Origin of the sequence: Ruegeria arenilitoris (assembly GCF_013031355.1) — a bacterium.
Classification (GTDB): domain Bacteria; phylum Pseudomonadota; class Alphaproteobacteria; order Rhodobacterales; family Rhodobacteraceae; genus Ruegeria; species Ruegeria arenilitoris_C.
In genome coordinates, this window is the sequence record NZ_WPZO01000001.1 from 1 (window position 1) to 24,060 (window position 24,060).

The 24,060-nt window shown below is 57.3% G+C and carries 21 protein-coding genes; 9 read left to right on the forward strand and 12 right to left on the reverse strand.

Annotated elements, in window-relative coordinates; all coding sequences use genetic code 11:
- Positions 1-59: 59 nt before the first annotated feature.
- On the reverse strand, positions 60-1,268 hold the full coding sequence (locus tag GOX63_RS00005; RefSeq protein WP_367646670.1) for a 2-aminoethylphosphonate--pyruvate transaminase: 1,209 nt from the start codon (positions 1,266-1,268) through the stop codon (positions 60-62).
- A gap of 99 nt (positions 1,269-1,367) precedes the next feature.
- Here GOX63_RS00005 and GOX63_RS00010 point away from each other — a divergent pair, with 99 nt between their 5' ends.
- On the forward strand, positions 1,368-2,252 hold the full coding sequence (locus tag GOX63_RS00010; protein ID WP_170324435.1) for a LysR substrate-binding domain-containing protein: 885 nt from the start codon (positions 1,368-1,370) through the stop codon (positions 2,250-2,252).
- 29 nt (positions 2,253-2,281) lie between these two features.
- Here GOX63_RS00010 and GOX63_RS00015 read toward each other — a convergent pair whose 3' ends face one another.
- From GOX63_RS00015 to GOX63_RS00025, 3 genes are all read right to left on the reverse strand, one after another.
- Positions 2,282-4,303: a putative 2-aminoethylphosphonate ABC transporter permease subunit gene (locus GOX63_RS00015; protein ID WP_170544411.1), complete on the reverse strand. Its 2,022-nt coding sequence runs from the start codon at positions 4,301-4,303 to the stop codon at positions 2,282-2,284.
- Positions 4,300-5,433 (reverse strand): putative 2-aminoethylphosphonate ABC transporter ATP-binding protein, encoded by a 1,134-nt coding sequence (locus GOX63_RS00020; protein WP_367647187.1) that lies wholly within the window; start codon positions 5,431-5,433, stop codon positions 4,300-4,302. Before GOX63_RS00020 ends, GOX63_RS00015 begins: the two co-directional genes overlap by 4 nt.
- A gap of 132 nt (positions 5,434-5,565) precedes the next feature.
- A complete protein-coding gene (locus GOX63_RS00025) occupies positions 5,566-6,585 on the reverse strand; it encodes a putative 2-aminoethylphosphonate ABC transporter substrate-binding protein (protein WP_170544414.1) in 1,020 nt (339 codons plus the stop codon).
- A gap of 379 nt (positions 6,586-6,964) precedes the next feature.
- Between GOX63_RS00025 and GOX63_RS00030 the strand changes: the two genes are divergently transcribed.
- Positions 6,965-8,377: a radical SAM/SPASM domain-containing protein gene (locus tag GOX63_RS00030; protein ID WP_170544417.1), complete on the forward strand. Its 1,413-nt coding sequence runs from the start codon at positions 6,965-6,967 to the stop codon at positions 8,375-8,377.
- Positions 8,378-8,397: 20 nt separating this feature from the next.
- Here the strand turns inward: GOX63_RS00030 and GOX63_RS00035 are convergent, their stop codons facing one another.
- Positions 8,398-9,357, reverse strand: coding sequence for a radical SAM protein (locus tag GOX63_RS00035; protein ID WP_170324439.1), 960 nt, complete (start codon positions 9,355-9,357; stop codon positions 8,398-8,400).
- Between the two features lie 343 nt (positions 9,358-9,700).
- Between GOX63_RS00035 and GOX63_RS00040 the strand changes: the two genes are divergently transcribed.
- From GOX63_RS00040 to GOX63_RS00065, 6 genes are all read left to right on the forward strand, one after another.
- Positions 9,701-11,512 (forward strand): hypothetical protein, encoded by a 1,812-nt coding sequence (locus tag GOX63_RS00040; RefSeq protein ID WP_170544421.1) that lies wholly within the window; start codon positions 9,701-9,703, stop codon positions 11,510-11,512.
- A gap of 78 nt (positions 11,513-11,590) precedes the next feature.
- A complete protein-coding gene (locus GOX63_RS00045) occupies positions 11,591-11,914 on the forward strand; it encodes a hypothetical protein (protein ID WP_170324441.1) in 324 nt (107 codons plus the stop codon).
- Between the two features lie 5 nt (positions 11,915-11,919).
- Positions 11,920-13,002: a hypothetical protein gene (locus GOX63_RS00050; protein ID WP_170324442.1), complete on the forward strand. Its 1,083-nt coding sequence runs from the start codon at positions 11,920-11,922 to the stop codon at positions 13,000-13,002.
- Positions 12,999-15,062 (forward strand): glycosyltransferase, encoded by a 2,064-nt coding sequence (locus GOX63_RS00055; RefSeq protein WP_170324443.1) that lies wholly within the window; start codon positions 12,999-13,001, stop codon positions 15,060-15,062. Before GOX63_RS00050 ends, GOX63_RS00055 begins: the two co-directional genes overlap by 4 nt.
- Positions 15,059-15,511, forward strand: coding sequence for a hypothetical protein (locus GOX63_RS00060; RefSeq protein WP_170544424.1), 453 nt, complete (start codon positions 15,059-15,061; stop codon positions 15,509-15,511). The genes GOX63_RS00055 and GOX63_RS00060 overlap by 4 nt, the downstream gene beginning before the upstream one ends.
- Positions 15,512-15,614: 103 nt before the next feature.
- On the forward strand, positions 15,615-17,258 hold the full coding sequence (locus GOX63_RS00065; RefSeq protein ID WP_170544427.1) for a N,N-dimethylformamidase beta subunit family domain-containing protein: 1,644 nt from the start codon (positions 15,615-15,617) through the stop codon (positions 17,256-17,258).
- Positions 17,259-17,261: 3 nt separating this feature from the next.
- On the opposite strand, the gene GOX63_RS00070 is transcribed toward GOX63_RS00065, so the two are convergent.
- Positions 17,262-17,726: a putative molybdenum carrier protein gene (locus GOX63_RS00070; RefSeq protein ID WP_170544430.1), complete on the reverse strand. Its 465-nt coding sequence runs from the start codon at positions 17,724-17,726 to the stop codon at positions 17,262-17,264.
- A gap of 237 nt (positions 17,727-17,963) precedes the next feature.
- On the opposite strand from GOX63_RS00070, the gene GOX63_RS00075 reads away from it, so the two are divergent.
- Positions 17,964-19,367, forward strand: coding sequence for an MATE family efflux transporter (locus GOX63_RS00075; RefSeq protein ID WP_254435836.1), 1,404 nt, complete (start codon positions 17,964-17,966; stop codon positions 19,365-19,367).
- 5 nt (positions 19,368-19,372) lie between these two features.
- Here GOX63_RS00075 and GOX63_RS00080 read toward each other — a convergent pair whose 3' ends face one another.
- From GOX63_RS00080 to GOX63_RS00105, 6 genes are all read right to left on the reverse strand, one after another.
- Positions 19,373-20,470: a M56 family metallopeptidase gene (locus tag GOX63_RS00080; protein WP_170544432.1), complete on the reverse strand. Its 1,098-nt coding sequence runs from the start codon at positions 20,468-20,470 to the stop codon at positions 19,373-19,375.
- The gene (locus tag GOX63_RS00085; RefSeq protein ID WP_170324448.1) at positions 20,457-20,852 is read right to left on the reverse strand and encodes a BlaI/MecI/CopY family transcriptional regulator; all 396 of its coding nucleotides are present in this window, start codon (positions 20,850-20,852) and stop codon (positions 20,457-20,459) included. Before GOX63_RS00085 ends, GOX63_RS00080 begins: the two co-directional genes overlap by 14 nt.
- Positions 20,853-20,918: 66 nt before the next feature.
- Positions 20,919-21,320 (reverse strand): DUF2160 domain-containing protein, encoded by a 402-nt coding sequence (locus tag GOX63_RS00090; RefSeq protein ID WP_170324449.1) that lies wholly within the window; start codon positions 21,318-21,320, stop codon positions 20,919-20,921.
- Positions 21,321-21,328: 8 nt separating this feature from the next.
- Positions 21,329-22,126: a carbohydrate ABC transporter permease gene (locus GOX63_RS00095; RefSeq protein ID WP_170324450.1), complete on the reverse strand. Its 798-nt coding sequence runs from the start codon at positions 22,124-22,126 to the stop codon at positions 21,329-21,331.
- The gene (locus GOX63_RS00100; RefSeq protein ID WP_085807799.1) at positions 22,123-22,986 is read right to left on the reverse strand and encodes a carbohydrate ABC transporter permease; all 864 of its coding nucleotides are present in this window, start codon (positions 22,984-22,986) and stop codon (positions 22,123-22,125) included. The genes GOX63_RS00095 and GOX63_RS00100 overlap by 4 nt, the downstream gene beginning before the upstream one ends.
- The gene (locus GOX63_RS00105) at positions 22,983-24,059 is read right to left on the reverse strand and encodes an ABC transporter ATP-binding protein (protein ID WP_170544435.1); all 1,077 of its coding nucleotides are present in this window, start codon (positions 24,057-24,059) and stop codon (positions 22,983-22,985) included. Before GOX63_RS00105 ends, GOX63_RS00100 begins: the two co-directional genes overlap by 4 nt.
- Position 24,060 lies beyond the last annotated feature (1 nt).

Below are 24,060 nucleotides of genomic sequence, written 5' to 3' on the forward strand. Positions count from 1 at the left end.
ATAAACACGCTCATTCGCAGTAATGGGAGAGTGATGAGTCATTTCGTCGTCCTTGATTGTTAAGCGGCCAGTTTGGCGCGTTCTTCCAGTGCTCGGAGTGGGGGTGCTGCACTTGTTACACCCATTTCCTCCAAAGATTCTTTGGCGGCGGTCACAACCTTGCGCATGACGTCTTCGTCCATTTGGCCGATACATCCGACGCGGAAGCTGTCAACCACGGTCAACTTGCCCGGGTAGATGATGAAACCTTTTGATTTCATCAGGTTGTAGAATTGATCGAACACAAACTTCTCGTCCGCAGGACAGAAGAAGGTAACGATGATCGGGCTGAGCCAGCGGTTGTCCAGTAAGGTCTCAAAGCCAAGTTCACGCATTCCCGAGACCATGATATCCCGGTTGCGGGTATAGCGCCCTCCGCGGCCGGGAACGCCGCCTTCTGCCGCGTGCGCCCTGAGCGCTTCGATGAATGCAGCGACCACATGTGTCGGAGGTGTGAATCGCCACTGACCAGTTTTGTTCATATGCGCCCATTGTGCATGCACATCCAGAGAAAGCGAGTGGCTGTTGCCCTTCGCGGCCTCAAGTTCGGATTTGCGGGCGACGATAAAGCCAAAGCCGGGCACGCCCTCAATGCATTTGTTGGCCGAGGATACCATTGCCTCATACCGGATTTCGGTCGGCTTCAACTCGACCGCCCCGAAGGCAGACATGGAATCAATCAGAAGCTTGCGACCGGCGGCATAGGTGGCTTCTGATATTTCCTCGACCGGGTTCAGGATGCCTGAGCTGGTTTCACAGTGAATGGCGACCACGTGGGAAATATCGGGATCCTCCGCGAGAATGCGGGCGACTTCCTCTCCTCTGGGCGGCAGGTAATCACCTTTGTCCAGAACGACATGCGCGCGGCCCAGATACTCTAATGTCAGGGCCGATCGTTGCCCATAGGCGCCGTTGGCCAGAACCAGCGCCTTACCATCGCGCGGAATGAACGACGCAAGCATCGCTTCGACCGAGAACGATCCGCTGCCCTGCATCGGGACGCAGTCAAAGTCTTCGGCGCCCTCACCAAGCAGTGCCAGCAGGCTTGACCGGACCTCGCGCGTCATGGCGCGAAAGTCGTCATCCCAGCTGCCCCAATCCTTCAGCATGGCTTCCTTTACCGCGTAGGATGTCGTCAAGGGGCCAGGCGTCAAAAGATATGGTTCACCAAGGCGAGGTGGTTCGATTCTAGAATTGGAAGACGTCATGAACAGGCTCCAGACAGGCATTTTCGAGAACAGATTTGCCGCAATGGTTGCTATATGTGAAATTGCAATTATCAATCTAATTATAAGCTCAGCCTATGTATGGTGAATCGGGGATACGCAATGCGGCACAGCCAGCTCAAAGCCTTTCATTTTGTGGCGAAACATGGCGGTTTTTCCCGCGCGGCAGAGGCGCTGTATCTTACGCAACCCGCAATTTCCGAGCAGGTGCGAAAGCTGGAACAGGATCACGATTTGTTGCTGTTCCAGCGCGAGCGGAAACGAGTGACGCTGACCCGAGAGGGTGAGCACCTTTACCGATACACCAAGCAATATTTCGAGATCGAAGATCAGATCGAGGATTACCTGACCGAGACCAAGGCTGTCGTTGATGGAGAGCTGCGCATCATTGCGGACTCTGCGTACCATCTGACGGCCTTTCTGGGCGCGTTTCAGAAGAAAAACCCGAATGTCACAATCACCGTGCGTTCGGGCAATACCGAGGAAATTCTCGAGGAACTCCGGTCATATAACGCGGAAATCGGAGTTGTGGGCAGCCTGTCGCCGGGCAAGGACATGGAAGTTCTGAGCCTTGGGTCCACCGAGATCGTGGCCTTTGCGGCGCAAGGTGTGCTTTTGGCGTCCAAACCAACTCTGTCGCTGGAAGAACTGTCAAATCTGCCGCTTATCTTTCGCGAAACTGGGTCGAAAACGCGCCAGAAACTGGAAGACGAGGCCAAAAGACAAGGGATCGTGCTGAAACCGGCCATCGTGGCTGAAGGGCGAGAAGCGATTCGGGAATTGGTGGCCTCTGGCGCTGGTATCGGTTTTGTCTCAAAAGCGGAATACGGGCATGACAACCGGCTTCGGCAGATCAAATTGAAGGGGATCGATCTGCAGATGGGCGAAAGCGTCATTTCGCTTTCGCAACGCCGCGAGGTGAAGATCATCCGCGCGTTCATGGAGTTCGTGCAGCGGACTTTGAAAGAAAACCCCGCCAATGGCTGATTGGCGGGGCAGGGGATCAGGAGTTGTCGTTAACGACTTCGCCAAGCCTGAGTGCGCTTCAGTATTCCTCTGGACGCAATAAGGTGAATGATCCGGGCGGAGGCATTTGTATAAAAGATCATCATCCCCATAGCCGCAGCCGGTGCGATATCTCCGGCATCATCCATGTTCAGCACTGCGATAGACGCAAGCGTGGTCTTGGGAGAGTACAGGAACACCACCGCTGATACGGTCGTCATCGCGTTGACGAACAGGTAGATGGATATATCCAGAACCGCCGGCAGACAGACAGGAACCGTAACCCGCGCAAACAGCTTCATCGTCGGCTGCTTAAGTGACGCGGACACCGACTCGAATTCGCGATCCATCTGCTTGAGGGCCGTCACTGCTGTCAGGTGTGACACGGTGTAGAAGTGGGTCACTGTACAGATAACCAAAATCGCCATTGTGCCGTAGATGCCGTTCAGTGGGTTAGAGGGATTGTTGAAGAAAAAGATGTAGGACAGCCCCAACACCATGCCCGGAATGGCCATCGGCAACATCGCGAACATCTGAAAGATCGATCTGCCGGTGCGGAAGCCTTTCGATTTCTCAACCAGATAGGCCCCGAAGAAAACAACAGAGGTGCCGATCACAGCGGTCAGCAGGGCCAGCCGGATCGAGTTAAAATACGACCCCCAACCGCCACCATCCATTTTGTCGAACTGATAGTTCTTCAGGCTCAGGCTCAAATCATAGGGCCAGAACTTGATCAGAGCCGCGAACTGGCACACGGCCAGAAGGCCGACGATGAACAGGCCGATCAGGCTGCAATAGGCCAGAAACAGGCGATCCGCCTTTGGGTTCGGGGTTGCCTGATAAGGCACCGACCGCGCCGACAGCAGCGCCACCTGTTTGGACTGGACCATACGATCAATTGCAAAAGCCAGGATTGCCGGGATCACCAGAACCACGGACACAACGGCGCCCATCTCGAAATTCTGCTGTCCGATCACCTGTTTGTAGATATCAACCGCCAGCACGTTGAATTGCCCGCCGATGACCTTTGGCAGGCCGAAATCGGTGATGACCAGATTGAACACGACAAACGCAGCAGAAATCAAACCGTACCGGGCCCCCGGAACGGTAACCGTCCAGAAGGTGCGCCACGGGGTCGAGCGCAGGCTTGCGGCGGCCTCGTAGAGCCGCGCATCGGAAATCGCGAGGGCGGTTGAGATGATCAGGAAAGCGTGCGGAAAGGTGAAAAAGACCGATCCGATCACAATTCCGATCGGGCCATAGATACTGGCACCAAACAACAACTCTTTAAGCATACCCTGATTGCCGAACAGGTAGACCAAGGCAATGCCCGGCAACAGCGAAGGAACTAGAATGGGTGCCATTGCGATCAGACGAAAGACACCCTTGAACCGCATGCAGCTGCGATTGAGCGCATAGGCGAACCAGAAGGCCAACGTCACCGTCACAATGGTGCTGACGACAGAGATCCAAAGCGAGTTTTTGATCGAGTTGAACAGCGCGGGCGTCGAAAAATAGTTTACGAAATTGCCGAGGCCCCGTGATTGAACAGGCCGCAACTGAACCCTTCGGAACGTATTGGAATCAAGCTCGACCCATTCGGTTCCTTGGTGCAATGTCGACCCAACCAGAAATCGCCCCGTGTCCGTCGTATTCCTGATCTGGTACATGACCGGACTGCGGAAGCTGAAATCCGGGAAAAAGCCCGTCACAGGCAAGCGCCCGTCCGAACCGGTAACAAGATCGGTATCGGTGAATACCTCGGTTTGCCGGTTCAGCGCATCGCCCGTTAGAACCGTACCGTCAAAATTACCTGCCTCGTCACTGACCTGAAACTCGTACTGTGACAGTTCCATCCGATAGGTGGAAAACGACTTGGACAGCATCGTGTAAAGCGGAAGCGCCAGCGTCACGATCAGATAGAGCACGATGACCATCATGCTCCCGCGCATCAGGATGTCGTCCCGACTGAGCTTGGGTTTTATGTCCGGGCCAGGGGGCAGGGTGCCGCTGTTGGTGGAAATCGTGCTCATGCCTCGGTCTCCGGAAGGTCAAAGGCCATCAGGCGGTCCTCGGGAAGCTCGATCATCATCGTCCGCCCTTCTTCCAGTTCAAGGCGGCGTACGGCGTTGACCGAGAAATCTGCAATCAGCTCCGAAGACCCGAAACGTTTGTTGCTTAACCGGCACCGCCAGAACGAACCAAGGAACTCCATCTCGGTGATCAGCACTTCGAACGCGTTTTCCGGGGTTGTTATCGTGTCCGGCGCACCCGGAGACCGCGCACCTTCGCCATGAGGGATAACGTCATCGGGTCGGACGGCTGCAACGACGCGGCTTCCTTTCTGATGAGAATGTCGCGCGCATTTCAGAACCGATCCCCCCAGTTCCAGCGTCTGAGGGTTGCCCGCATTGGCTGGCAGCTGGTTCATCTCGCCGATGAAATCGGCAACAAACAGGTTCCTTGGGTGACGATAAATCTCGGTAGGCGATCCCACCTGTTCGATCACGCCATGGTTCATGACCACGATCCGGTCCGCCATAGCCAGAGCTTCTTCCTGATCATGCGTAACCATCACGGTTGTCACACCAAGTTTGCGCTGTAACTCTTTGATTTCGTGTCTCAAGTGGACGCGAACCTTGGCGTCCAGCGCCGACAGAGGTTCGTCCAGCAGCAACAGTCCGGGCTTGGTTGCAATGGCCCGGGCAAGGGCAATCCTCTGCTGCTGCCCGCCCGACAATTGTGCCGGATACTTCTTGCCTTGATCGGGTAGCCCGACCAGATGCAGCAACTCGTTTACGCGGACAGCGATTTCAGATTTGCTACGGCCCGAGTTTTCCAGACCAAAGGCGATGTTCTTTTCAATCGTGAGGTTCGGAAACAGCGCATAGGACTGAAACACAATCCCGAAGTCACGTTCAGATGGGGGCAGGTTGGACACGTCCTTGCCGTCCTGCATGACCGTCCCCTTGGTCTGTAAATCCAGACCTGCGATGGCACGTAGCAGGGTTGTTTTCCCGCATCCTGACGGGCCCAGAAAGCAAACAAACTCGCCCTCGTTGATTTCCAGAGAAATATCCTTGAGTGCAAGAAAGCTGCCGAACGCTTTCCACAAGTTTTGGATGCTGAGATACAGTTCACCGGGTGGTGTTTTCTGAAGCACGGGAGAAGTCCTCACATCTGCACCTCGGGCACGGCTGATCCGTACCGGGCAAAGCCTGGTGCGCAGGTCACGGGGTTTGGAAGAAAAGGGTAGCGCGCAGGAGAGGCGAAAGAGCCCCTCCTGCCAACCTGTTTATTTCGCTTCCGACTTTCCGTCATAGCGAGATTGCCATTCCTTCAGGATCGCCGCCCGATTGTTCGCGGCAAACTCAAAATCATTGTCAATCATTGCATCCAGAAGGCCCTCTGGGAAGTGCTCGACCGGTTTCGCGATGCCGGGATAGGCCACAACCGCATAGCCGGTGTTGTACATCTCGTTGGCTTCTTTTGTGACTGAGAAATCAACCAGTTTCTGCGCGGCTTCCAGATTGGCAGTGCCCGCGACAATTGCGGTTGCCTCCATGTCCCAGCCTACGCCTTCGGACGGGACGATGATCTCAAGAGGTGCGCCATCCGCCTTGGACTTTGCACCGCGGAACGCAAACGAGATACCGATTGGAATTTCGCCCGCTGCCGCCAGCTTGCAGGGTTTGGAGCCCGAATGCGTATAGCGCGCTATGTTCTCGTGCAGCGCGTCCATGTATTCCCAGCCGCCTTCTTCACCAAACATTTGCAGCCAGCTTGAAACGTCCAGAAATCCGGTGCCAGAGGAGTTCGGGTTCGGCATGATCACCTGATCCTTGTACATCGGATCGGCGAGGTCCTTCCAGGATGTCGGTGGCGTCAGTCCGGCCTTTTCGGCCTCGACCGTGTTGTAACAGACCGAAGCAACCCAGGCGTCCATGCCCACCCAAGCCGGAGGGTTGTCGCCATCGACAAATTTGACGTCCAGCTCTTCGACCCCGACGGGCGCGTAGGGCTCCAACATGCCTTCTGATTTCAGCAACAATAGCGATGTAGCCGCCAGTCCCCATACAACGTCAGCCTGCGGATTATCCCGTTCCGCCAGCAATTTGGCGGTGATGATCCCGGTCGAGTCGCGAACCCAGTTGATTTTGATGTCAGGATTGCTCTGGTTGAACGTCTCGGCGTATCGGGCAAGGTCCTCTGCTTCGACGGCGGTATACACCGTCAATTCGGTTTCCGATGCCGCAACCGTCGCGGTCAGTGCGCCGACGGCCAGAGCGGCAAGAAATGATGTTGTGTGTTTCATTTTTATCCTCTGTTGGTGGCTTTTGTCGGGTTCGCTATTCTAAAGCAGCGTTCAAATTCCCTATTGCGTGTCGGCAGTTTGACAGATTCAAACCTCAATAAAAATCGATTATACCTTCGATGTTATAAGTCTGTCCTATGGATGGTGTTGCTTATGACGCGCGGCCAGAAGAGCTTATCTTGATGTAGGCAGTGGGCTCTCATGGGCTTGGCGCAAACGCAGCCCCACTTTCCAGACGGTGACGGGCCGAGGCTGCAGAGGCGCGATTTGGGCATAAAGCAGGTCAATGTTCCGGTTCTTTTTCATTTCTTTGCCTATATTTGGACCATTCAAGCGCGTACTTGATTTGATGTCGCGGTATGTCACTATGGCAGCCGCAATGCCTACAACGCGCAACAACACCAAATTGCTATACGACACAGACGATGCCGACTGTGGCGCAATCATCGAGTCGCTATCGGAAAAGAACGCGACCTATCTCAGGCGGCGCAGACTCCTTGAGGGGCCAAGCGCACATGCAAAAGATCTGGTGATCGAATGCGCAGAAGCCATAAAGCAAGACAGCAGTCCTGCTTTGTTGGATCGTTTCATTGCACAGGTTTCGGAAAACGCGACGGAGTATGAAATTCTGACGCTGTTGGCCGCCGGGTGGCTCGCTCTTCAAGACGAGCGATGGCAGGCAACGGAAATGCTAGGGCGCGAAGTCGTCAGCCGCGATCACCATGACCTCATGGCGCAGCGGCTTATTGATGCCGCCCGCGAAACGTCCAAGGATCTTGAAACCGAAACCGACCGCTGGCTTCGGACGCGGACGTGTGGTGCACCGTTTCGGGAAATGGAAACGCGGGTCAACGGTGAGGTTCATTTTTGCTGCTCGGCCTGGCAGCCAGTTCCAATAGGCCGTCTTGAAACAGCGGATGAGGGCGGTTTCTGGAACTCTGACCGGGCCCGCGAAATCAGACGGTCCGTCCGTGACGGCGACTTTTCGCATTGCAGCCGGTGGCATTGCCCGCAGATCGCAGGTCGCAGGCTTCCGGCCCGTACCGAGGAAACGCAAAGCCTGAAACTGGAGTTGGAAGAGGGCCCCGATCGGGTCATTCTGTCTCATGATCGGTCCTGCAATATCTCCTGCCCAAGCTGTCGAACGCAGCTGATCAACCTGCCGCACAAAGAAACGGAACGTTTAAACGAGATCTTTGAAAACCATCTTCTGCCGCTGGTCAGCAAGGCCACGAAAATCAAAGTGACCGGATCGGGTGATCCGTTTGGCAGCAGGCACTTCCGTCATCTTCTGGAGCGGTTGACGCAGTCAGGTCCGCCCGGGCGGCGAATCCAGCTTCACACTAACGGGTTGCTGGCCAATGAAAGGGCCTGGAACGATCTTGGACTATGGGACAAGGTTTCGTCGGTCTGGGTGTCGATCGACGCGGCGCAGGCCGACACGTACAGCGTGCTCCGCCGCGGAGGTGACTTTAACGCACTAAGGAAAAACCTGCGCTTTCTGGGCGAGCTGAACGCACGCGGAGACATTGATACGTTGCGATTGGACTTTGTTGTTCAGGCGGCGAATTACAGGGAAATGCCCGGCTTTGTCGATTTGGCAAACGAAATGAACGCCGATGGCGTCTATTTCTTGCGGCTGCGCAATTGGGGGCATGTGACACCGCAAGAGTTCAAAGGCCTGGATGTGTGCTCGTCCGACCATCCCGAACACAAAGCCCTGCTTGAGGTGCTTGCCGATCCGCGTATGGCCTGGAGCGGTGTGGACCTCGGCAGTCTAAATTCGATCTGACAGGTTGTCCCGGTGGGGGATCACAGCTCCTTTCGGATCAGGATATCGGCCAGACAGGAACAGGAGTCTTTTGTGCATCGGATCGGCTCGCGGGGCAGGTCAAGGTCTTCGCCCAGATAACCTATTACGCCTCCGACGCCGCAGACGCCCCGGTAAACCTCGCCCGTCTTGTGGACGCGCAGGGATTCCAGCCCGACATTGCAATTATACCCTCGCCAGCGGTTCATGCCCCTGAGAATGAACTCGTTCGGGGGCAGTGTTTCGCACTGCCCTGACCTTGTGGTCGCGCGCATCTGGGCTCGTGGTTTTTCACCAACCGGAGCGTACTTGGACGGCAAGCCTTTCGACATCACCTGCAACTGGTCTTTGGTGTAATCGAACAGTTTTGCCCCAAACCCTTGCCGCAACGGTTTTAACGAGATCGAAGCTGCCGGCAGCGCCGCACGCAATGCCTGGGCATCTTCAAATATCTGGTCAAAGCGGTCCGGAAGCATCGTGACGTTGATATGGACGCTGATGCGGTCCTCCATCATTTTCGCCACGCGGATGAAATGGTTCAGTTCCGCGAACTCGGAGTGATAGGTTAGGATGACGCTGTTCAGACACCCGCTAATCTTTTCCCAGAACCGGGGTGTTCGTGATGCGTTGCTGATCAAGCTAACTTTGAAGCCTATCTCTGATGCCTGGCGCAGCAGATCAATGATGCGGGGATGCATCGTGGGTTCGCCGCCGGTGAACTGAAGCCAGACAATCTTGTCCCGCTCGTCCACATAGTGCCGTTTCATCTGGTGATATAAATGCAGAACGTCCTTGGTTTTCTGCCAACGGACCGAGCCGTCATGCAAAGACTTGGGGCAATAGCTGCACGCATAGCTGCAGGCGTTCCCCAGCATCCAGTCCACCACGACCACTTTGGCATGAACGGGATTGGAGTGATCGATCAGAGTAAATGCGTCCGGTTCGTTCTGAATAGCGTCCATTTAAACCCAAGTGTTTTGCATACAGGTTATTCAAACAGCCGCCGAAAGCCCTGCAACAGCGTTCATGCGGCACTTACCATTCATCGCAGCCTAGCTTGAAATTGGTGGTGGGACAAAAAAATATAGCTGAAATCGTGGCCCGGAGGACCAAGGGGCAGCAATCCTGTCCTTTACTGGAAGCGTTCGCGTTCTTCCCGATGGTGCCAGCTGACTTGTCAGAGAGTGGTCAATTTTTTATACTCAAAGCCATATTTTTTTACGTTTTTGACGCGCCGGCATGTGTTCGGTTTGACCGGACTACAACAGCTTAGAGCTTATTTCAGCGGCCAGTCGGGGGTAATTCATGACGAAGGCGAGCGGCCAAAAGACTCGACCAGAAGTTGCCAAGAAGGGCGTTACTCAGGCGCCGGGTATCTATGATTTCGTTCAATCTCCTGAATGGCAGAAGGTGCTTGAAAAAGCTCGGATAGAGCGGGAGAGCATCCGCGCCGCGCGCCAGCAGAAAGGTGAAATGACCGAGGCGTCCGCAACAGTCGGTCGCGATGAAGGGCAATCAACCACAGGTGAGCCATCGCCGGTCGGGCAAATGCCGTGGTCAGACCAGCTTGAAGAAGCCATAAAGAAAAGAATTTCCGCAAGTGCCGAAAAGACGGGTGAGTCGGAAGAGCCCGGACTCGGTGCGCCTGAAGGCGTCCGAAAAGTCGATTCTGGCGAAAAAGTCAGGGAAACTTTCAAGTCCCTGCAAAGCAAAACCAGTTCGACAGGTCCCGCTCAGACAGATGTGGGGCGGAGTTTAAGATATTCCAATGAAGAGTTTGACTATCGCCTGTCCAAAACGCTTCAAAAACTGAAAGATCAGGAACGCGCGCGCCGCAAAGTCAGGCTGGGGTTAATCGCCCTTGGCTGCGCTATGGGGGTGATTGCTTCATCTTCGGTTTTTTGGGTTCTTTCCGGACCAGGCCCGCTTGAGACGGCTGGATCGGGGAGCGCTGACGTCGAGGCGGCCTCTTCGCTGCAGGCTCAGGACGTTGTTTCGGTGCCGCCTGATCTGTCGACGATCCCACAAGGCGAAATTGTCATTTCCACGACAGTGGTCGGTCCAACGCCACGGCAAGAAGTCCCAGATAGCAGTTTGGCAGAGACGGAGGATCTGGGCAGTCTTGCGTCGCTGACGCCTCCTACCTCGGGCTTGACAGAGGCGTTAGAGTCCCCCGAACCGGCAATATCAGATGCCGCTCCAAGCGTTCGGGCCTACGTTCCGGCGCTCGAACAGCCGTTCCTGCCAGTGGGTGGTCCCGGGTATCTGCCGACACGAGAGGCCAACCCGAGTTTCCTGCCATATGAAAACGCGCCGGAATTCCTTGATCCCGCAACCACCCTGGTGGCTGTCGCTGTTGCAGGGCTTGAACCTTTAGGCATTGCAGCAGATGCATTCATCCCTCCGGCTCCGTCAGCGAAACTCGCGGCTCAACCAGTCCTGTTCAGGCAGCCAGCGCCGCTGCCACCAGCAGCCGAGATCGTATCGCTGCCTGAGCAAGCTCCGGCCATCCAGCCGGATTTACCCGTATCGATCAATCCGATTGATAGTGCCTTGATGACTGTGGCATTGAACCCCTCGGCGCAAATTGAAGCCCCCGGAATTAGTCCGGAGGCGCTGCAAACGCCCACTTTGACGCCACGGCCGGAGCCGTCAGATTCAGTAGAGCTTGCGGCTTTGCCCAGCGCGGCTGCCGAACCAACGGAGACGAGCACGGGCGCAGGGGGCGCGGCGTTCAGACTGTATGCGCCCAACAAGCTGCCGCAGGGCGCTGTGGATTCGGTTGTCGCCGAGTTAACGACGACGGGTCACGAGCTAAGCGGGGCGGCGCGGGTAGGGTACCGGGTATCGGAGTCCAATGTTCGGTTCTATCACAGGCAGGATGCCGCCAAAGCCGCAGCCCTTGCGGAAGATGCTGGTGCGCTGTTGCGCGACTTTACTGGGGCAAGAACCAAAACACCTAGCGGTGTGGTGGAGTTATATCTGGCCGGAGACGGCTTTAGCAGTGCTCCGGTCAAGCGAAAAGCCAAGCGAAGCAGCCGTAGCGCGACGGCCAACAACCCGGTCAATCAACTCAGAAGTCAGGTTCTGAAAAAACTTCGGGCAACAACAAACTAATGACGCTATTCTTGTCTAGAGTGCGAAAGACTGAAGCAAGTGGTGGGTATAGTTAACAAGTATTGATAAGGTTTTTAAATGACTGATAGCAGACTCGTCGGCATTGTAACTGCGCTACTTTTCTTAGCATCGACAGAGGGTGTGCGCGCCGAGATCACGCTTGAGCATCTGATCGCGATTGATCAGCTTTTATCAACCAATGACACCCGTGCGCTCCGGTCCTACCTTGAGAGAAACCCGGAGTTGCTGACGGGCGAAGACGAACTGTCTCGGGAACTGCGCGACTTTTACGCCGCCGCGTCTGCTGGCAGTCTGGACTTTGGTTATCCCGCTAGCGTACCAGACAATCCGCTTGACGCTCCGACCGCGACGACCTCGCGCGCAAGCACGCTGCAGCACTAGGCCCCATGCCCGTGTTCGACGCCCTCAGTTGTCCCTCTCGCCCGAAGATCGCCTACATTATTGAACCAAGATTTTCTGGCGGTACGTCAGCGGCCGTCGCGGCCGAACTGCGTGTGGCCGTGGACTTTGGTGAACTGGAAGTCCACGCGGTAACCTCAAGGACGTTTGGCGAGGACCAGTATATTGCACCCGTGCTGCGGCGCGTGATGGATGAACTGCGCATTCCCCTGATTTGGGATGCGCCTCGTGTCAGTGCGGATTTCGTGATCCTGCACAATCCCGCGTTTCTAAAGTTTCAGGACGCATTGAAAACAAAGATTTTTGCGCGGGACCTGATCGTAGTCACGCATGAGAATTTTCTGCGTCCGGGCGGAGAAGAAGGGTTCGACGTTTCGTCCTGTCTGAACCAGATTGAGGCATCAGCGCTTTCACTCAGGAAATCGCTTGCGCCGATTTCGCCGTACAACCGGAAAACCGTGACCGATTGGTTGGCCGTGTCCCGTATGGCGCGGCAGTGGGAGGTTCTGGGCGCCGACTGGTTCAACATCTGCGAGACCGAAATACAAGCCCCTTGCGACATGCCCAAAGACCGCCGCGGCAGGCATTCGCGGCCGGGTTTCGAGAAATTTCCGGCTCTTGCCGATCTCGACAGTTGTTTTCCCGAACATGCGCAGAGCAATGTGATCCTGGGTGCAGACGCCTTGCTGGATGCGCGTGTTCTGCGGCCGCATTGGACCTTGCTTCCTTTCAACGCCATTCGCGTGGACGAGTTTTTTGAGATGATCGACTTTTTCGTTTATTTTACAGCGCCAACCTGGCAGGAGAGTTTCGGCCGCGTCATTGCCGAAGCTCTGGCTGCTGGCAAAGTGGTGCTTACCAATTCCGACATAGGGGTCACGTTTGGTGATGCAGTGCTCAGCTGTCGCCCACCGGACGTAGACGGGATCATTTCCGACCTTATCGCGCAGCCGCATCGCTATCATGAGCAGGTTTCCAGATCGCAATCGGCGCTGACGCGTTACTCCGCTGATAACTTCAGGGTGCAGCTGTCCAACGTTCTGTCCGCTGACAGCGAGGTAACGGGATGATTTTCATAGAGGCCGGTTCGCGTTCCTTACGATCCTTCGATGCGCAATTGATCTTTGCCGAGCAACTTGCTGCGCGCTGTTTCACCGTCTGCATAGATGCCGAGTATCTGCCCGAAGATGCAGGGCGCGGCAGAGTTTACGAGGCGGCTAGATTCCTTGTCGACCCGGCAGAGCATGAGGCCGAGGCCATATTCGTGCTTGGCGCCGAGGATATTGATGACGTGCTTCTGGCCTCCCTCCGGGAAAAGCAGATAGGCCCAGACGTGCCGGTGATTGCGACGGGTCGGTTCCAGACCCAGCAAAGCTACATCGGCGCTAAGGCGCGTCTGGCTTATGCGCTGGGGCGCGAAGCCACGGTGATCGACCTGACGGATTTCCAGCCGCGTTCGGTGCTGCCCTCGGCAGTCAGTCCTCTGGTTGCCGAAATTCGGGCAACGCCTCGGCCCGCGCGTGAGATGCCGACTGTCACGGTTGTTCTGGGGTCCATGGAGTTGGACAACCCCGAGACATTGTCCTGCTTTTCCCGGATGAGCAATCGGGGGGGCTATAACCTGCGGCTGGTCGTCAGCGGGGCACAGAACGAGGCGATCAATGCTTCCCCGTTTCATGATCTGCCCACCAACCTGTACACCGATCTTTCATCGCTGACTTTGGCGCACTCGACAGACATCCTTGTGATGTTCGGCCACGGCATTGCTGGTGTGCGAATAGCGGCGTTTGCGGTCGAATTGATCGCGGCCGGCGGTGTTGCGATAGATTGCACGGATGACGAAGCTCTGGTGTCGTCTGGCGCACCTGCATTGCTTGGCCCCAAGACACCGTTTTCGCTGGATGGGTATCTGACAGGAAAAATACTTGGCAACACCTCGCAAATTGCCGAACAGGCCAGAAAATCCCAGTGGCTTCATTCGGTGGATATTTCCCGGCTGGAAAGCGCTGCAGGACTTACGTCCAATGCACGCGAGCCTGTTCGCAGCACGCACAGAACGTTGTTCTTCCCAACCAATGGCGTGGGATTGGGCCATGCTCAGCGATGTGCGGTGATCGCAAACGCGCTGCCAGATGACATGTCATCAATTTTTGCGGCCTTTCCCAGTTGTGTGCCGCTTGTCCGCCGCGAAGGTATCGATTGCATTCCGCTGGTCTCGCGGATCGACATGACGGACAACCCCGACGGCAACGATATCCTGACATACCGACGACTTGGCGCCGCGTTGCAGGAAAATGACAGCTTGATCTTTGACGGCGGCCATGTCTTCGATTCTGTCTACCGCGTGATCCTCGAGCGTAACTTGTCCGCGGTTTGGGTACGGCGGGGCCTGTGGCCGGACGGGCGACCCCGACAAAAGATGCTTCGACGAGAGGGGGTGTTTGATCGGGTCATCGTGCCCTCGGAGGCCTTTGAAGAGCTGAACGACGCCTACAGCTATGGGGATCACGTGCACTATGTCGGACCTATCTTTCGCAAGGTGGTTCAGTCCGAGGACGAACGCGAAGGGCTCAGGGCCCGGCTGGCCGAGCGGTTCGGACGGGACTTCAAACAGTTGGTCGTCAGCATGTTGGGCGGCGGGGTGGCGTCTGACAGGTCGGCACAGCTACAGGCGATATCCGGGATGCTCGAGGATCGGACGGACTGTCTGCATCTTGTCGTGACATGGCCCGGCAGCAAGGTTCAGCCCGCCACGTTCGGTTGGACGAATACCCGCGTGGTTCAGACATTCGAGGCCACATCCCTGTGTCTGGCGGCGGATCTGGTCATTTCGGCGGCGGGGTACAATTCCGTCCTCGAGATCCTTTACAACAAAATCCCCTCGATTCTGATCCCGCAATCGGCCCCCTATCTGGACAATCAAGAGCGGCGCGCCCGAGCATTGGCCGACCGAGAACTCTGCGCGATCATCACCGAAAAAGACCTCATGAAACTGGAACGAACGGTATCGGCCTGTCTGGATCACGATGAGGTGGAACTTTATCGGTCTGCGTTGAACGCTATTGAATTACCCGAGGCGGGGGCGTCCAGGGCAGCTGAAATCATAGCAGAGGTCAGGCACAAAAAATGACAGACATCTCTTGGTTCGAAATTCTTGGCAGAACGTCACCCAAGCGACCGGTTCAGCTGGATGCTTTGATCACCGACAACCAAAAGCCGAAAGCATATGGAAAAGTTGTGTTCCCCGAGATGGAACTGACACCGTCCATTGCCCTGTGGGAACACGACAAGGGCGGCCCCACTTATATTGGTATCCGGGTTCTGAAACCGCTTGAGTCTGCCTATAATGTTGCAAGACTTCTCGCCGCCGCTGCGCTGGAGCGTGAGGTCTTCCCAGTCATTCTAAGCCGCGTCGAGTACAGCGGGTTCGAGCAGTTTGGCTTTCGTGTCGAACGCGTCCCAGACGAGCCGACGGCGGCGCTGGCGGCCGAAGCGGAAATCAGAAAGTTCTGGGATCTTGCGATCATCATAGACGGCGACGAAATCGGCCGTTGGTCGGACCAGAGCAACGGGGTTTAACACGGACTGCGGGCCTATCAGCGTCCCAGCATGGCCACTTCACGATCAAAAAACGTCAAAACAGTAGCCCCTGGATCGTTTGTCCTGTGGTAGTGCTTTGGCCATGATAGATTCCGAATCTTCTGACCCCGCAACAACTCCAAGAACGCGTGCCAAGGCACGACATATTCTGGATAATTACTATATCGGACCGGCCCGGGACGCCTCGGTTTTGGAGATTTGGGGGTATACGGATCGTATGACCTATGCTCCGGGTGATCGGCTGACATTGAGGGTGTCGACAACGGCGGAACACTGGGATCTTGAGATCGGCCGTGATAGCGCGCGATACGAGCCGCTGCATTCAGAAACGGGTATCGCGGGAGTACATCAGGCAACCCCCGAGGATTGTTCTGTCAGGGGCTGCGGATGGGAGGCCTCATACGAGTTCACGATCCCCGATGATTGGCGCGAAGGTGGCTATCTGGTGACCATGACCGCTGAACGCGACGGGGACCGGGTTGAGGAGCACCATTTGTTCCTGCTGCGCCGCGCGGACGACAAACCGCCTGCGCCCTATGTGCTGATCTGTGCCACGGGAACTTGGCTGGCCTATAATTGCTGGGGCGGGTCCAACCATTACGAAGGGATCACCGGCCCGGACCGCAATGCGTTTTCGCCGGTTGTCTCGACGCAGCGCCCATGGACGCGGGGGTTCTGCAAACTTCCAGTAGGCGCACCGCGCGCGGTGCCTGACACACCGCACAAGCCGGGGACGATGGTGCGCTATCCGTATATGGAGTGGGCCTACGCCTATGGATACTCCAAGAAATACGCCTCGGCCGGATGGGCCAGTTATGAACGCCATTTTGCGGCCTGGGCTGAGGAACAAGGGTTCGAGTTCGATTTCGCCACGCAACATGATCTGGAGGCCGATCCCGAATTGTTGAAGCGCTATAAATGCGCTGTCTTCGTGGGGCATGATGAATACTGGTCAGCAAACATGCGCGACGCGGTGGATCGGTACACCGCCGGGGGCGGTCGGGTTGCACGGTTCGGGGGCAATTTCCTGTGGCAAACCCGCATCGAGGATGAGGGGCGCACCCAAATCTGTTACAAGTACACGGCTGATCAGGACCCGCTTGTCGGTTCGGATCAAGAGCATCTGGTCACCACCGCGTGGGAGGTTTCTCCGGCAAACCGTCCAGGTGCGCAGACCTTTGGGGTCAACGGGTTGAAAGGGGTCTATACCGGTCTGGGCCGCTGCGTCGGGCAGGGTAGCGGGGGCTTTACGGTGTACCGCCCCGACCATTGGGCGCTGGCGGGAACTCAGTTGGGCTATGGAGATCAGCTGGGGGTCGCGTCCCGCATCTTTGGATATGAAGTCGATGGGGTGGATTACCGGATGGAGGACGGTCTGCCCTTTGCCACCGGGGCGGATGGGGCCGACCCTGCGCTTGAGATCGTGGCGATGGGGCTGGCGACCAATATTGAACCCACATACGGTGTTTGGGGCGAGACCGCTTATATCGCGGACGCGGATGCGATATTCAAAGCCCGCGCCCTGTTCGGTGAGGTCACGCCTGAAACACTGGATCGCAGCAGTCGAGGAAACGGCGCGATCGTGCATTGGCACCGAGGAGAGGGCGAGGTCTTTACCGCAGGCACTTGCGAATGGGTGATGGGGCTGACCCGGCGCGATTGGCAAGTGGAACAGGTCACCCGCAACGTGCTGGTCAGGTTTGGTGGGGCGGACAGGGCGCTTTAGGATTTACGCCGCAAGCAGTTCCAGAATTTGATCCAGTATCGCGCGGACTTGCGCTCCGATCTGCGGTGCCTCGGACGCTCGGGGACCTGCGATATTCAGAACCGTGGCCGGGGTGGATTGCAGCCATTCCCGTACCTGCCGCGTGCAGGCCGCCGTTCCATCCCTGACATCGACAACCAGATGTGGCTTCCCGGCCTCTTCGGCGAATACGACGGTCTGCTGCGTTCCAGGGCTTGCCGACCCATCGACAAAAATCAGCGTGGCATCGCTTGAAACCACGTTGCACCGGGTTCTTTCCACGACGTTTTCGGAACCCGTCTCAGTCAGGCCGGTGAAATGCTCTGGGATTCGGCCCGCCTCATTCGTGCGGCCCTTGGGAACCCAGCCGCCATAGGTCAGTCCGTTTTGCCGCGCGAACTCCAATGCCGTCATATCCACGCCGGTTTGCCCGCCTGAGACGATTTTCATAGCTGGTACCTTTCCTGAATAGAGCTTAGCCAGCCAACGCCATCCCGGGAACCGTTGGAATTCAGGATTTGTGCCGCAGGGGTGATACCCGAACTTCTGAACCGCCTGGTTGACCACAGGATGCCAAATCCTGTGCCGTTGTCAGAGTGGTATCATGAGCACGCAGTTCTGATTGCCGTTGCATCGCCCAAGGAAACGCGGGCACATTGGCCAGAGAGGGCAGAGGCTGAACTACACATGGCAACACAATCCGAAGGTCGAGCGGTCTTTCTGACAGGCAGCTTGATGGGTCACGTCACCCGCATGTCGCTGACCACCAGCATTGGCCTGATGGCGATTTTCGCGGTGGACTTCGTCGACATGATCTTCATTTCGATGCTGGGCAACGATGCTCTGGCCGCTGCGGTCGGTTATGCCGGGACGCTGTTGTTTTTCACCAACTCGATCAATGTCGGACTGTCGATCGCCGCGGGCGCTTTGGTGGCACGGCAGCTGGGGGCCGGTCGACATGAGCAAGCGCGCCAGTTCGGCACCAGCGTCGCGGTTCTGGGTGCTCTGGTCGGGTTGATCGTCTCTGTGGCTGTGCTCTTCAACCTGACTTTTTGCCTGTCCCTGCTGGGCGCCGAGGGTGAGGTACTGCGTCTGGCGGTCCGCTATGTTTCGGTCATCCTGCCGACCATGTGGGTGATGGCGGTTGCCATGACCGGCATGGCAGTGTTGCGTGCGTATGGGGATGCGCGACGCTCGATGCAGGCCACGATTTACGGCGGTGTGGCAAACGCGGTGCTGGACCCGATCCTGATCTTCGCCGTTGGGTTGGGGCTGGATGGGGCGGCCATTGCTTCGGTCATTGCACGGATCTGCATGTTGATTGCGGCGGTCAGACCGGCTGTGCGTGTGCATCGTGGTTTCGCCCGACCATCGCTGCGGCAGTTGGCGGCAGATGTTCGACCTGTTCGTGCGATTGCTGTACCGGCCGTCCTGACCAATATCGCCACGCCCATCGGCAATGCTATTGTCATCCGCGAAATCGCGCAGTTCGGAACGGAAGCTGTGGCCGGTATGGCGGTAATCGGGCGACTGATGCCGGTGGCGTTTTCGGTGGTGTTTGCCCTGTCCGGGGCCATCGGGCCAATCGTCGGGCAGAACTTCGGCGCAGCGCAGTATGACCGCGTGAAAGCGACCTTTCTGGCCGGTGTGAAATTCACCGCCGTGTATGTTTGCCTGATGGCGGCCACTCTGTTCCTGCTGCGCGCGCCGATTGCCGATCTGTTTCAGGCGCAGGGGCAGACACGGGCGCTGATCTATCTGTTCTGCGGGCCGCTTGCGTTGGCCTCATTCTTCAACGGTGTGATCTTTGTCGCGAATGCCAGTTTCAATAACCTGGGCCACCCTGTGTATTCGACCTGGGTGAACTGGGGGCGGCACACGTTGGGCACCTGGCCCTTTGCTGTTGCCGGGGCCTATATCGCTGGTGCACCGGGCGTACTGCTAGGGCAGGCGTTGGGAGGGGTCATCTTCGCCACAATCTGCTGGGTTCTGGTCCGACGGGTTGTTACGAACCTAGCCGCACCGCAACCCGCCGACCCGTTTGCCGGGCAGAACCGGTTGCAGGCCTTATTTGGGCGTCGCGGCTGGTAAGCGGGTCAGTTGCCCTGATTGCGTGCTTCCAACCGTTCGAGGTTGACCACGGTCGACAGCATCAGACGATCATGACTCCAATCCTCGGTCTGTTGGACCGACGCGGCGGCCAACCCAAGGACGAGTGCGAATAGGATCGTTAGACCAAGGAACATGAACGGCATTGACGATTGCACCGCGGGCGCATCCGCCAGCGCAATCACCCGTTGCCGCAGAACGCGTTTCGCCTTGCCACCGGTGACCAGAGCCACGTTCAGAACGCGTGGGCTGCCGCGCGTGACGGTACGGGCGCAATAGTCCAGCAGGCATTTGGTATAGTCGTGGGCATCGATGTTCTTGCGGGCCACGACCGACTGATCGCAGGCCAATTCGCGCAGGCGGTCGAACTGATATTTCAGCACCAGGTAAGCGGGGTTCCAGAACAGCAGGGGTCGCAGAAGTTCGAACCCAAGCTCCCATTCAACGTCCCCGGCGCGCACATGCTGAAGCTCATGCGCAAGGGCAAAGCGCAGCTCACGCGGGGTGTCCAGCAAGTGGCTGGGCAACACGACATGACGCCGACGCAGACCCCGGACCGCGAAGGGGACGGAGATGCGGTCGGACAGGCGGATATCCACCTTCGCCGAGCGGCGCCACAAGAAGCTGGTGTTGACCGTCTCGCGGATCGCCAGACCGTCGCGGAACACACGCAGGGCATAGACCAGCGATGCAAGCGACATCATCACAAGGATTGCGGATACAATCGAATGGTCTCCGCTGAACAATACCTCAACCCAGCGTTGGCGCGTGTTCAGCAGCGCCTCGAACTGGGTGGCGGGCATGGCGATGTCACCCCGCAGATAGGCGGCCACGGCGATGTCGCCAATGGCCACGGTGCCTTTGGCCTGGGTGAGTGTGGCGAGCGCAGATACGCCAAGCGCCAGCAATGGGCTGACAACGATACACAAGCAAAGCGCCTTGAGCGCCTGCAGCTGCGCCACAAATCCGTGGCTGAATGAGGTCCGGGACAGAAGCCCCCGGGCAACAAGCCAGAGAACAGCGGCCAAGCCGAGGACAAGATTCCATTCCAGATACGCGTCGAGAACCGGTTTAACCGCTGTCATTTTGCAGTCTCCTCTCTACCAGTGCCCGAATTTCCTCCAGATCGGCTTCGCTGAGGCCCGCATCGTCAACCAGACGTGCGACCAGCGTGGCAGGTGTGTCGTCGAACAGGGTCCGCGACAGGTTCTGCAGCGACCGTGCCTGATACCTGTCTTTTTCCAAAAGCGGCGTATAGATCAGCGTCTTCCCGTCCTTGTGGCTTTCGACAAACCCCTTGTCGTCGAGAATCCGCAGGATGGTTGCGCCGGACGTATAGGCCAGGTTGCGTTCTGGTGGCAGGCGATCAAGCACGTCACGGACCGAGCCCCGACCCAGCGCCCAGAGCTCGTTCATGAACTCGAGTTCCACTTCGGTCAGCAGGTTTGTTGTTTTCTTTTTTCGCATCGGTCTTTCGTGTCGCATTTTTTAGTATGCCTGACAGACAAGCATCCTTTCGCTGTTTCGCAAAGCCTAAACTTTCCAGAAGACGAAGATGCCCCAGCCTATGGACAGGAAAAGCGGCGTCCAGACGGGCTGACCCACCAGCCCAAGCCACGCGAGGAAGATATAGGCCGAGCCCAGCAGGGTGATGAACAGCCGATCGCCCAGAGTGGTCGTCAGGCCCAGCACACCGCGCCGCTCGATCCCGTCGCGGTATTTGAACCCTTCGAGCACGCCGATCAGGGCGATGGCCGAGAAGATGCCCACGAACACGGCCAGTGTCGCCGGGGTCCAAGCCATCCAGAAATCGGGCCAGAGGGGATCGGTCCACGAGAACCCCTTTTCCTCTTGCTGGCCGACATTGCCCCATCCGGCCTGTTGGGCAGCAGCCATCGAAGGCAAGAAGGGAAGGGTGAGAAGAAGTTTACGCATATCGAACCTCACACACGGCCCATCGCGAAACCACGCGCGATGTAGTTGCGGACAAACCAGATGACGATGGCGCCGGGGATGATGGTCAGGGTTCCGGCGGCGGCCAGCAGGCCCAGCTCATACCCCGCGCTGGAGGCTGTCCGGGTCATCACAGCGGCGATGGGTTTCGCCTCGACCGCGGTTAGGGTTTTGGCCAGCAGCATCTCGACCCACGAGAACATGAAGCAGAAGAAGGCTGCGACGCCGACACCGGCTTTGATGTTGGGCAGGAAGATCGTCACGAAGAAGCGGGGGAAAGAATAGCCGTCAACATAGGCCGTCTCATCCAGCTCTTTTGGGATGCCGCGCATGAAACCTTCCAAAATCCACACCGCCAGCGGCACGTTGAACAGCGTATGTGCCAGCGCCACGGCCAGATAAGTGTCGAACAGGTGGATCGACGAATAGAGCTGGAAGAAGGGCAGAGCGAACACCGCCGCCGGGGCCATCCGGTTGGTCAACAGCCAAAAGAACAGCTGCTTGTCCCCCAGGAATCGATAGCGTGAGAACGCATAGGCCGCAGGCAGCGCCACACAGACCGACAGTATCGTGTTGATCGTCACGTAGATGATTGAGTTGATATAACCCCAGTACCACGTCGGGTCGGTGAAGATGGTGATGTAGTTCTCCAGCGTAAAGGTCTGGGGAAACAGGGAAAAGCCCGACAGGATCTCGTTCGTGGTTTTGAAGGACATCGCCACCAGCCAATAGATCGGCAGCATCAGAAACGCGATATAGAGGATCGGGATAAGGGAACGCTTCTTCATTGCGCGTCATCCTTTGTCATCAGAGTGTAGAAGACCCAGCTGACCAGCAGCGTGATGGCGAAATAGATTAGGCTCATCGCGGCCGCAGGGCCTAGGTCGAACTGTCCCAGCGCGATCTTCACAAGGTCGATCGACAGCAGGGTGGTTGAGTTGCCGGGGCCGCCGCCGGTCAGAACGAAGGGTTCCGTATAGATGTTGAAGCTGTCCATGAAGCGCAGCAGAACCGCGATGGTCAGTACGGTTTTCATCTTGGGCAGTTGGATATAGCGGAACACCGACCAGGGGCTGGCGCCGTCAATCTTGGCGGCCTGGTAATATGCGTCGGGGATCGACACGAGGCCCGCGTAGCAGAGCAAGACAACAAGCGACGTCCAATGCCAGACATCCATGACAACGACTGTGATCCAGGCTGACAGCGGCTGTTGAGTCATGTCATAGTTGATACCCAGAACGTCATTCAGGAAATAGCCCAGCAGACCGATCTTGGGCAGGGTGAAGATGTTCCACATCGACCCAACCACGTTCCACGGTATCAGCATCGGCAGGGCCATCAGCACCAAGCAGACCGGCACCCAGAACCCCTTGCGCGGCATGGACAGGGCCACGATGATGCCCAGTGGAACTTCGATCAGCAAGATAAGGAAAGTAAACAGGAATTGCCGTCCCAATGCGGCTTGAAACCGGTCGGACCGCAGGATTTGTTCGAACCAGCCCAGCCCTTCCCAGAAAAACTGATTGTTGCCGAAGGTTTCCTGAACCGAGTAGTTGACCACTGTCATCATCGGCACCAGCGCGTTGAACGCGACTAGCGCCAGGACGGGCAGGACAAAGAACCACGCCTTTTGGTTTTCCGTTCTCATTGCGCCCGCTCCTCGGTTGCGATCCAGCCGTCGCGATAGACGCGGGATTGTTCAGGTTTGAATTGCAGGAAGACCTGCGAGCCCGGCTCGGGGACACTGTGTTCCGTCACGGCCTTGAGGACCGTGTTGCCGACCATTGCGCTGACCACATAGTGGCGGCCGATGTCCGACACCTTGGTGACATGCGCCGGGATGCCGGTGTCGCCAAAGCCCACATATTCAGGGCGGATGCCCAGATCGGTGCGGCCTCCGTCTCCATGGGTGGGACCTTCCAGCATAACCTCGTGGCCTTCGAATACTGCCCGGTCGCCCTTGGCTTCGCAGGGCAGAACGTTCATTCCGGGTGAGCCGATGAAGTGGCCGACGAACGTATGTTGGGGGCGCTCGAACAGTTCGACCGGCGTACCGATCTGAACCACTTCGCCTTCCTGCATCACCACGACTTCGTCAGCGAAGGTCAGCGCCTCGGTCTGGTCGTGGGTCACATAGATCATCGTGGCTTTGACGCGCTGGTGCAGTTCTTTCAGCTTCGACCGCAGTTTCCATTTCAGATGCGGGTCGATCACGGTCAGCGGTTCATCGAACATCACTGCATTCACGTCGTCGCGGACCAGACCGCGCCCCATTGAAATTTTCTGCTTGTTGTCAGGGCTGAGGCCACTGGCGCGGGTGTTCAGCATATCCGTGACGTCCAGCATCTCGGCAATCTCATCGACGCGGCGTTTGATCGTCGCGGGATCAACGCCCCGGTTTTTCAGCGGAAACGCCAGGTTTTCGCCCACGGTCATCGTGTCGTAGATAACCGGGAACTGGAAAACTTGTGCGATGTTGCGTTGGTCCGGGGGCAGGGTGGTGACATCTTTGCCGTCGAACAGAATCTGCCCTTCGGACGGCGTCAGCAGGCCCGAGATGATATTAAGCAGCGTGGACTTGCCGCAACCCGACGGGCCGAGCAGCGCATAGGCTCCACCGTCGCGCCAGGTCACATCGATTTCCTTCAGCGCATAATCATCGGGGCCTTTCGGCGTCGGCATATAGCTGTGTCGCAGATTTGAAAGTTTGATCTGTGCCATG

Coding starts and splice junctions, on each gene's coding strand:
- GOX63_RS00045 (WP_170324441.1), top strand. CDS start 11,591: ATGACTGATAGCAGACTCGTCGGCATTGTAACTGCGCTACTTTTCTTA.
- GOX63_RS00100 (WP_085807799.1), bottom strand. CDS start 22,986: ATGAGAACGGAAAACCAAAAGGCGTGGTTCTTTGTCCTGCCCGTCCTG.
- GOX63_RS00065 (WP_170544427.1), top strand. CDS start 15,615: ATGATAGATTCCGAATCTTCTGACCCCGCAACAACTCCAAGAACGCGT.
- GOX63_RS00015 (WP_170544411.1), bottom strand. CDS start 4,303: ATGAGCACGATTTCCACCAACAGCGGCACCCTGCCCCCTGGCCCGGAC.
- GOX63_RS00035 (WP_170324439.1), bottom strand. CDS start 9,357: ATGGACGCTATTCAGAACGAACCGGACGCATTTACTCTGATCGATCAC.
- GOX63_RS00040 (WP_170544421.1), top strand. CDS start 9,701: ATGACGAAGGCGAGCGGCCAAAAGACTCGACCAGAAGTTGCCAAGAAG.
- GOX63_RS00105 (WP_170544435.1), bottom strand. CDS start 24,059: ATGGCACAGATCAAACTTTCAAATCTGCGACACAGCTATATGCCGACG.
- GOX63_RS00050 (WP_170324442.1), top strand. CDS start 11,920: ATGCCCGTGTTCGACGCCCTCAGTTGTCCCTCTCGCCCGAAGATCGCC.
- GOX63_RS00055 (WP_170324443.1), top strand. CDS start 12,999: ATGATTTTCATAGAGGCCGGTTCGCGTTCCTTACGATCCTTCGATGCG.
- GOX63_RS00080 (WP_170544432.1), bottom strand. CDS start 20,470: ATGACAGCGGTTAAACCGGTTCTCGACGCGTATCTGGAATGGAATCTT.
- GOX63_RS00025 (WP_170544414.1), bottom strand. CDS start 6,585: ATGAAACACACAACATCATTTCTTGCCGCTCTGGCCGTCGGCGCACTG.
- GOX63_RS00095 (WP_170324450.1), bottom strand. CDS start 22,126: ATGAAGAAGCGTTCCCTTATCCCGATCCTCTATATCGCGTTTCTGATG.
- GOX63_RS00010 (WP_170324435.1), top strand. CDS start 1,368: ATGCGGCACAGCCAGCTCAAAGCCTTTCATTTTGTGGCGAAACATGGC.
- GOX63_RS00070 (WP_170544430.1), bottom strand. CDS start 17,726: ATGAAAATCGTCTCAGGCGGGCAAACCGGCGTGGATATGACGGCATTG.
- GOX63_RS00030 (WP_170544417.1), top strand. CDS start 6,965: ATGCCTACAACGCGCAACAACACCAAATTGCTATACGACACAGACGAT.
- GOX63_RS00085 (WP_170324448.1), bottom strand. CDS start 20,852: ATGCGAAAAAAGAAAACAACAAACCTGCTGACCGAAGTGGAACTCGAG.
- GOX63_RS00005 (WP_367646670.1), bottom strand. CDS start 1,268: ATGCCTGTCTGGAGCCTGTTCATGACGTCTTCCAATTCTAGAATCGAA.
- GOX63_RS00060 (WP_170544424.1), top strand. CDS start 15,059: ATGACAGACATCTCTTGGTTCGAAATTCTTGGCAGAACGTCACCCAAG.
- GOX63_RS00090 (WP_170324449.1), bottom strand. CDS start 21,320: ATGCGTAAACTTCTTCTCACCCTTCCCTTCTTGCCTTCGATGGCTGCT.
- GOX63_RS00075 (WP_254435836.1), top strand. CDS start 17,964: ATGGCAACACAATCCGAAGGTCGAGCGGTCTTTCTGACAGGCAGCTTG.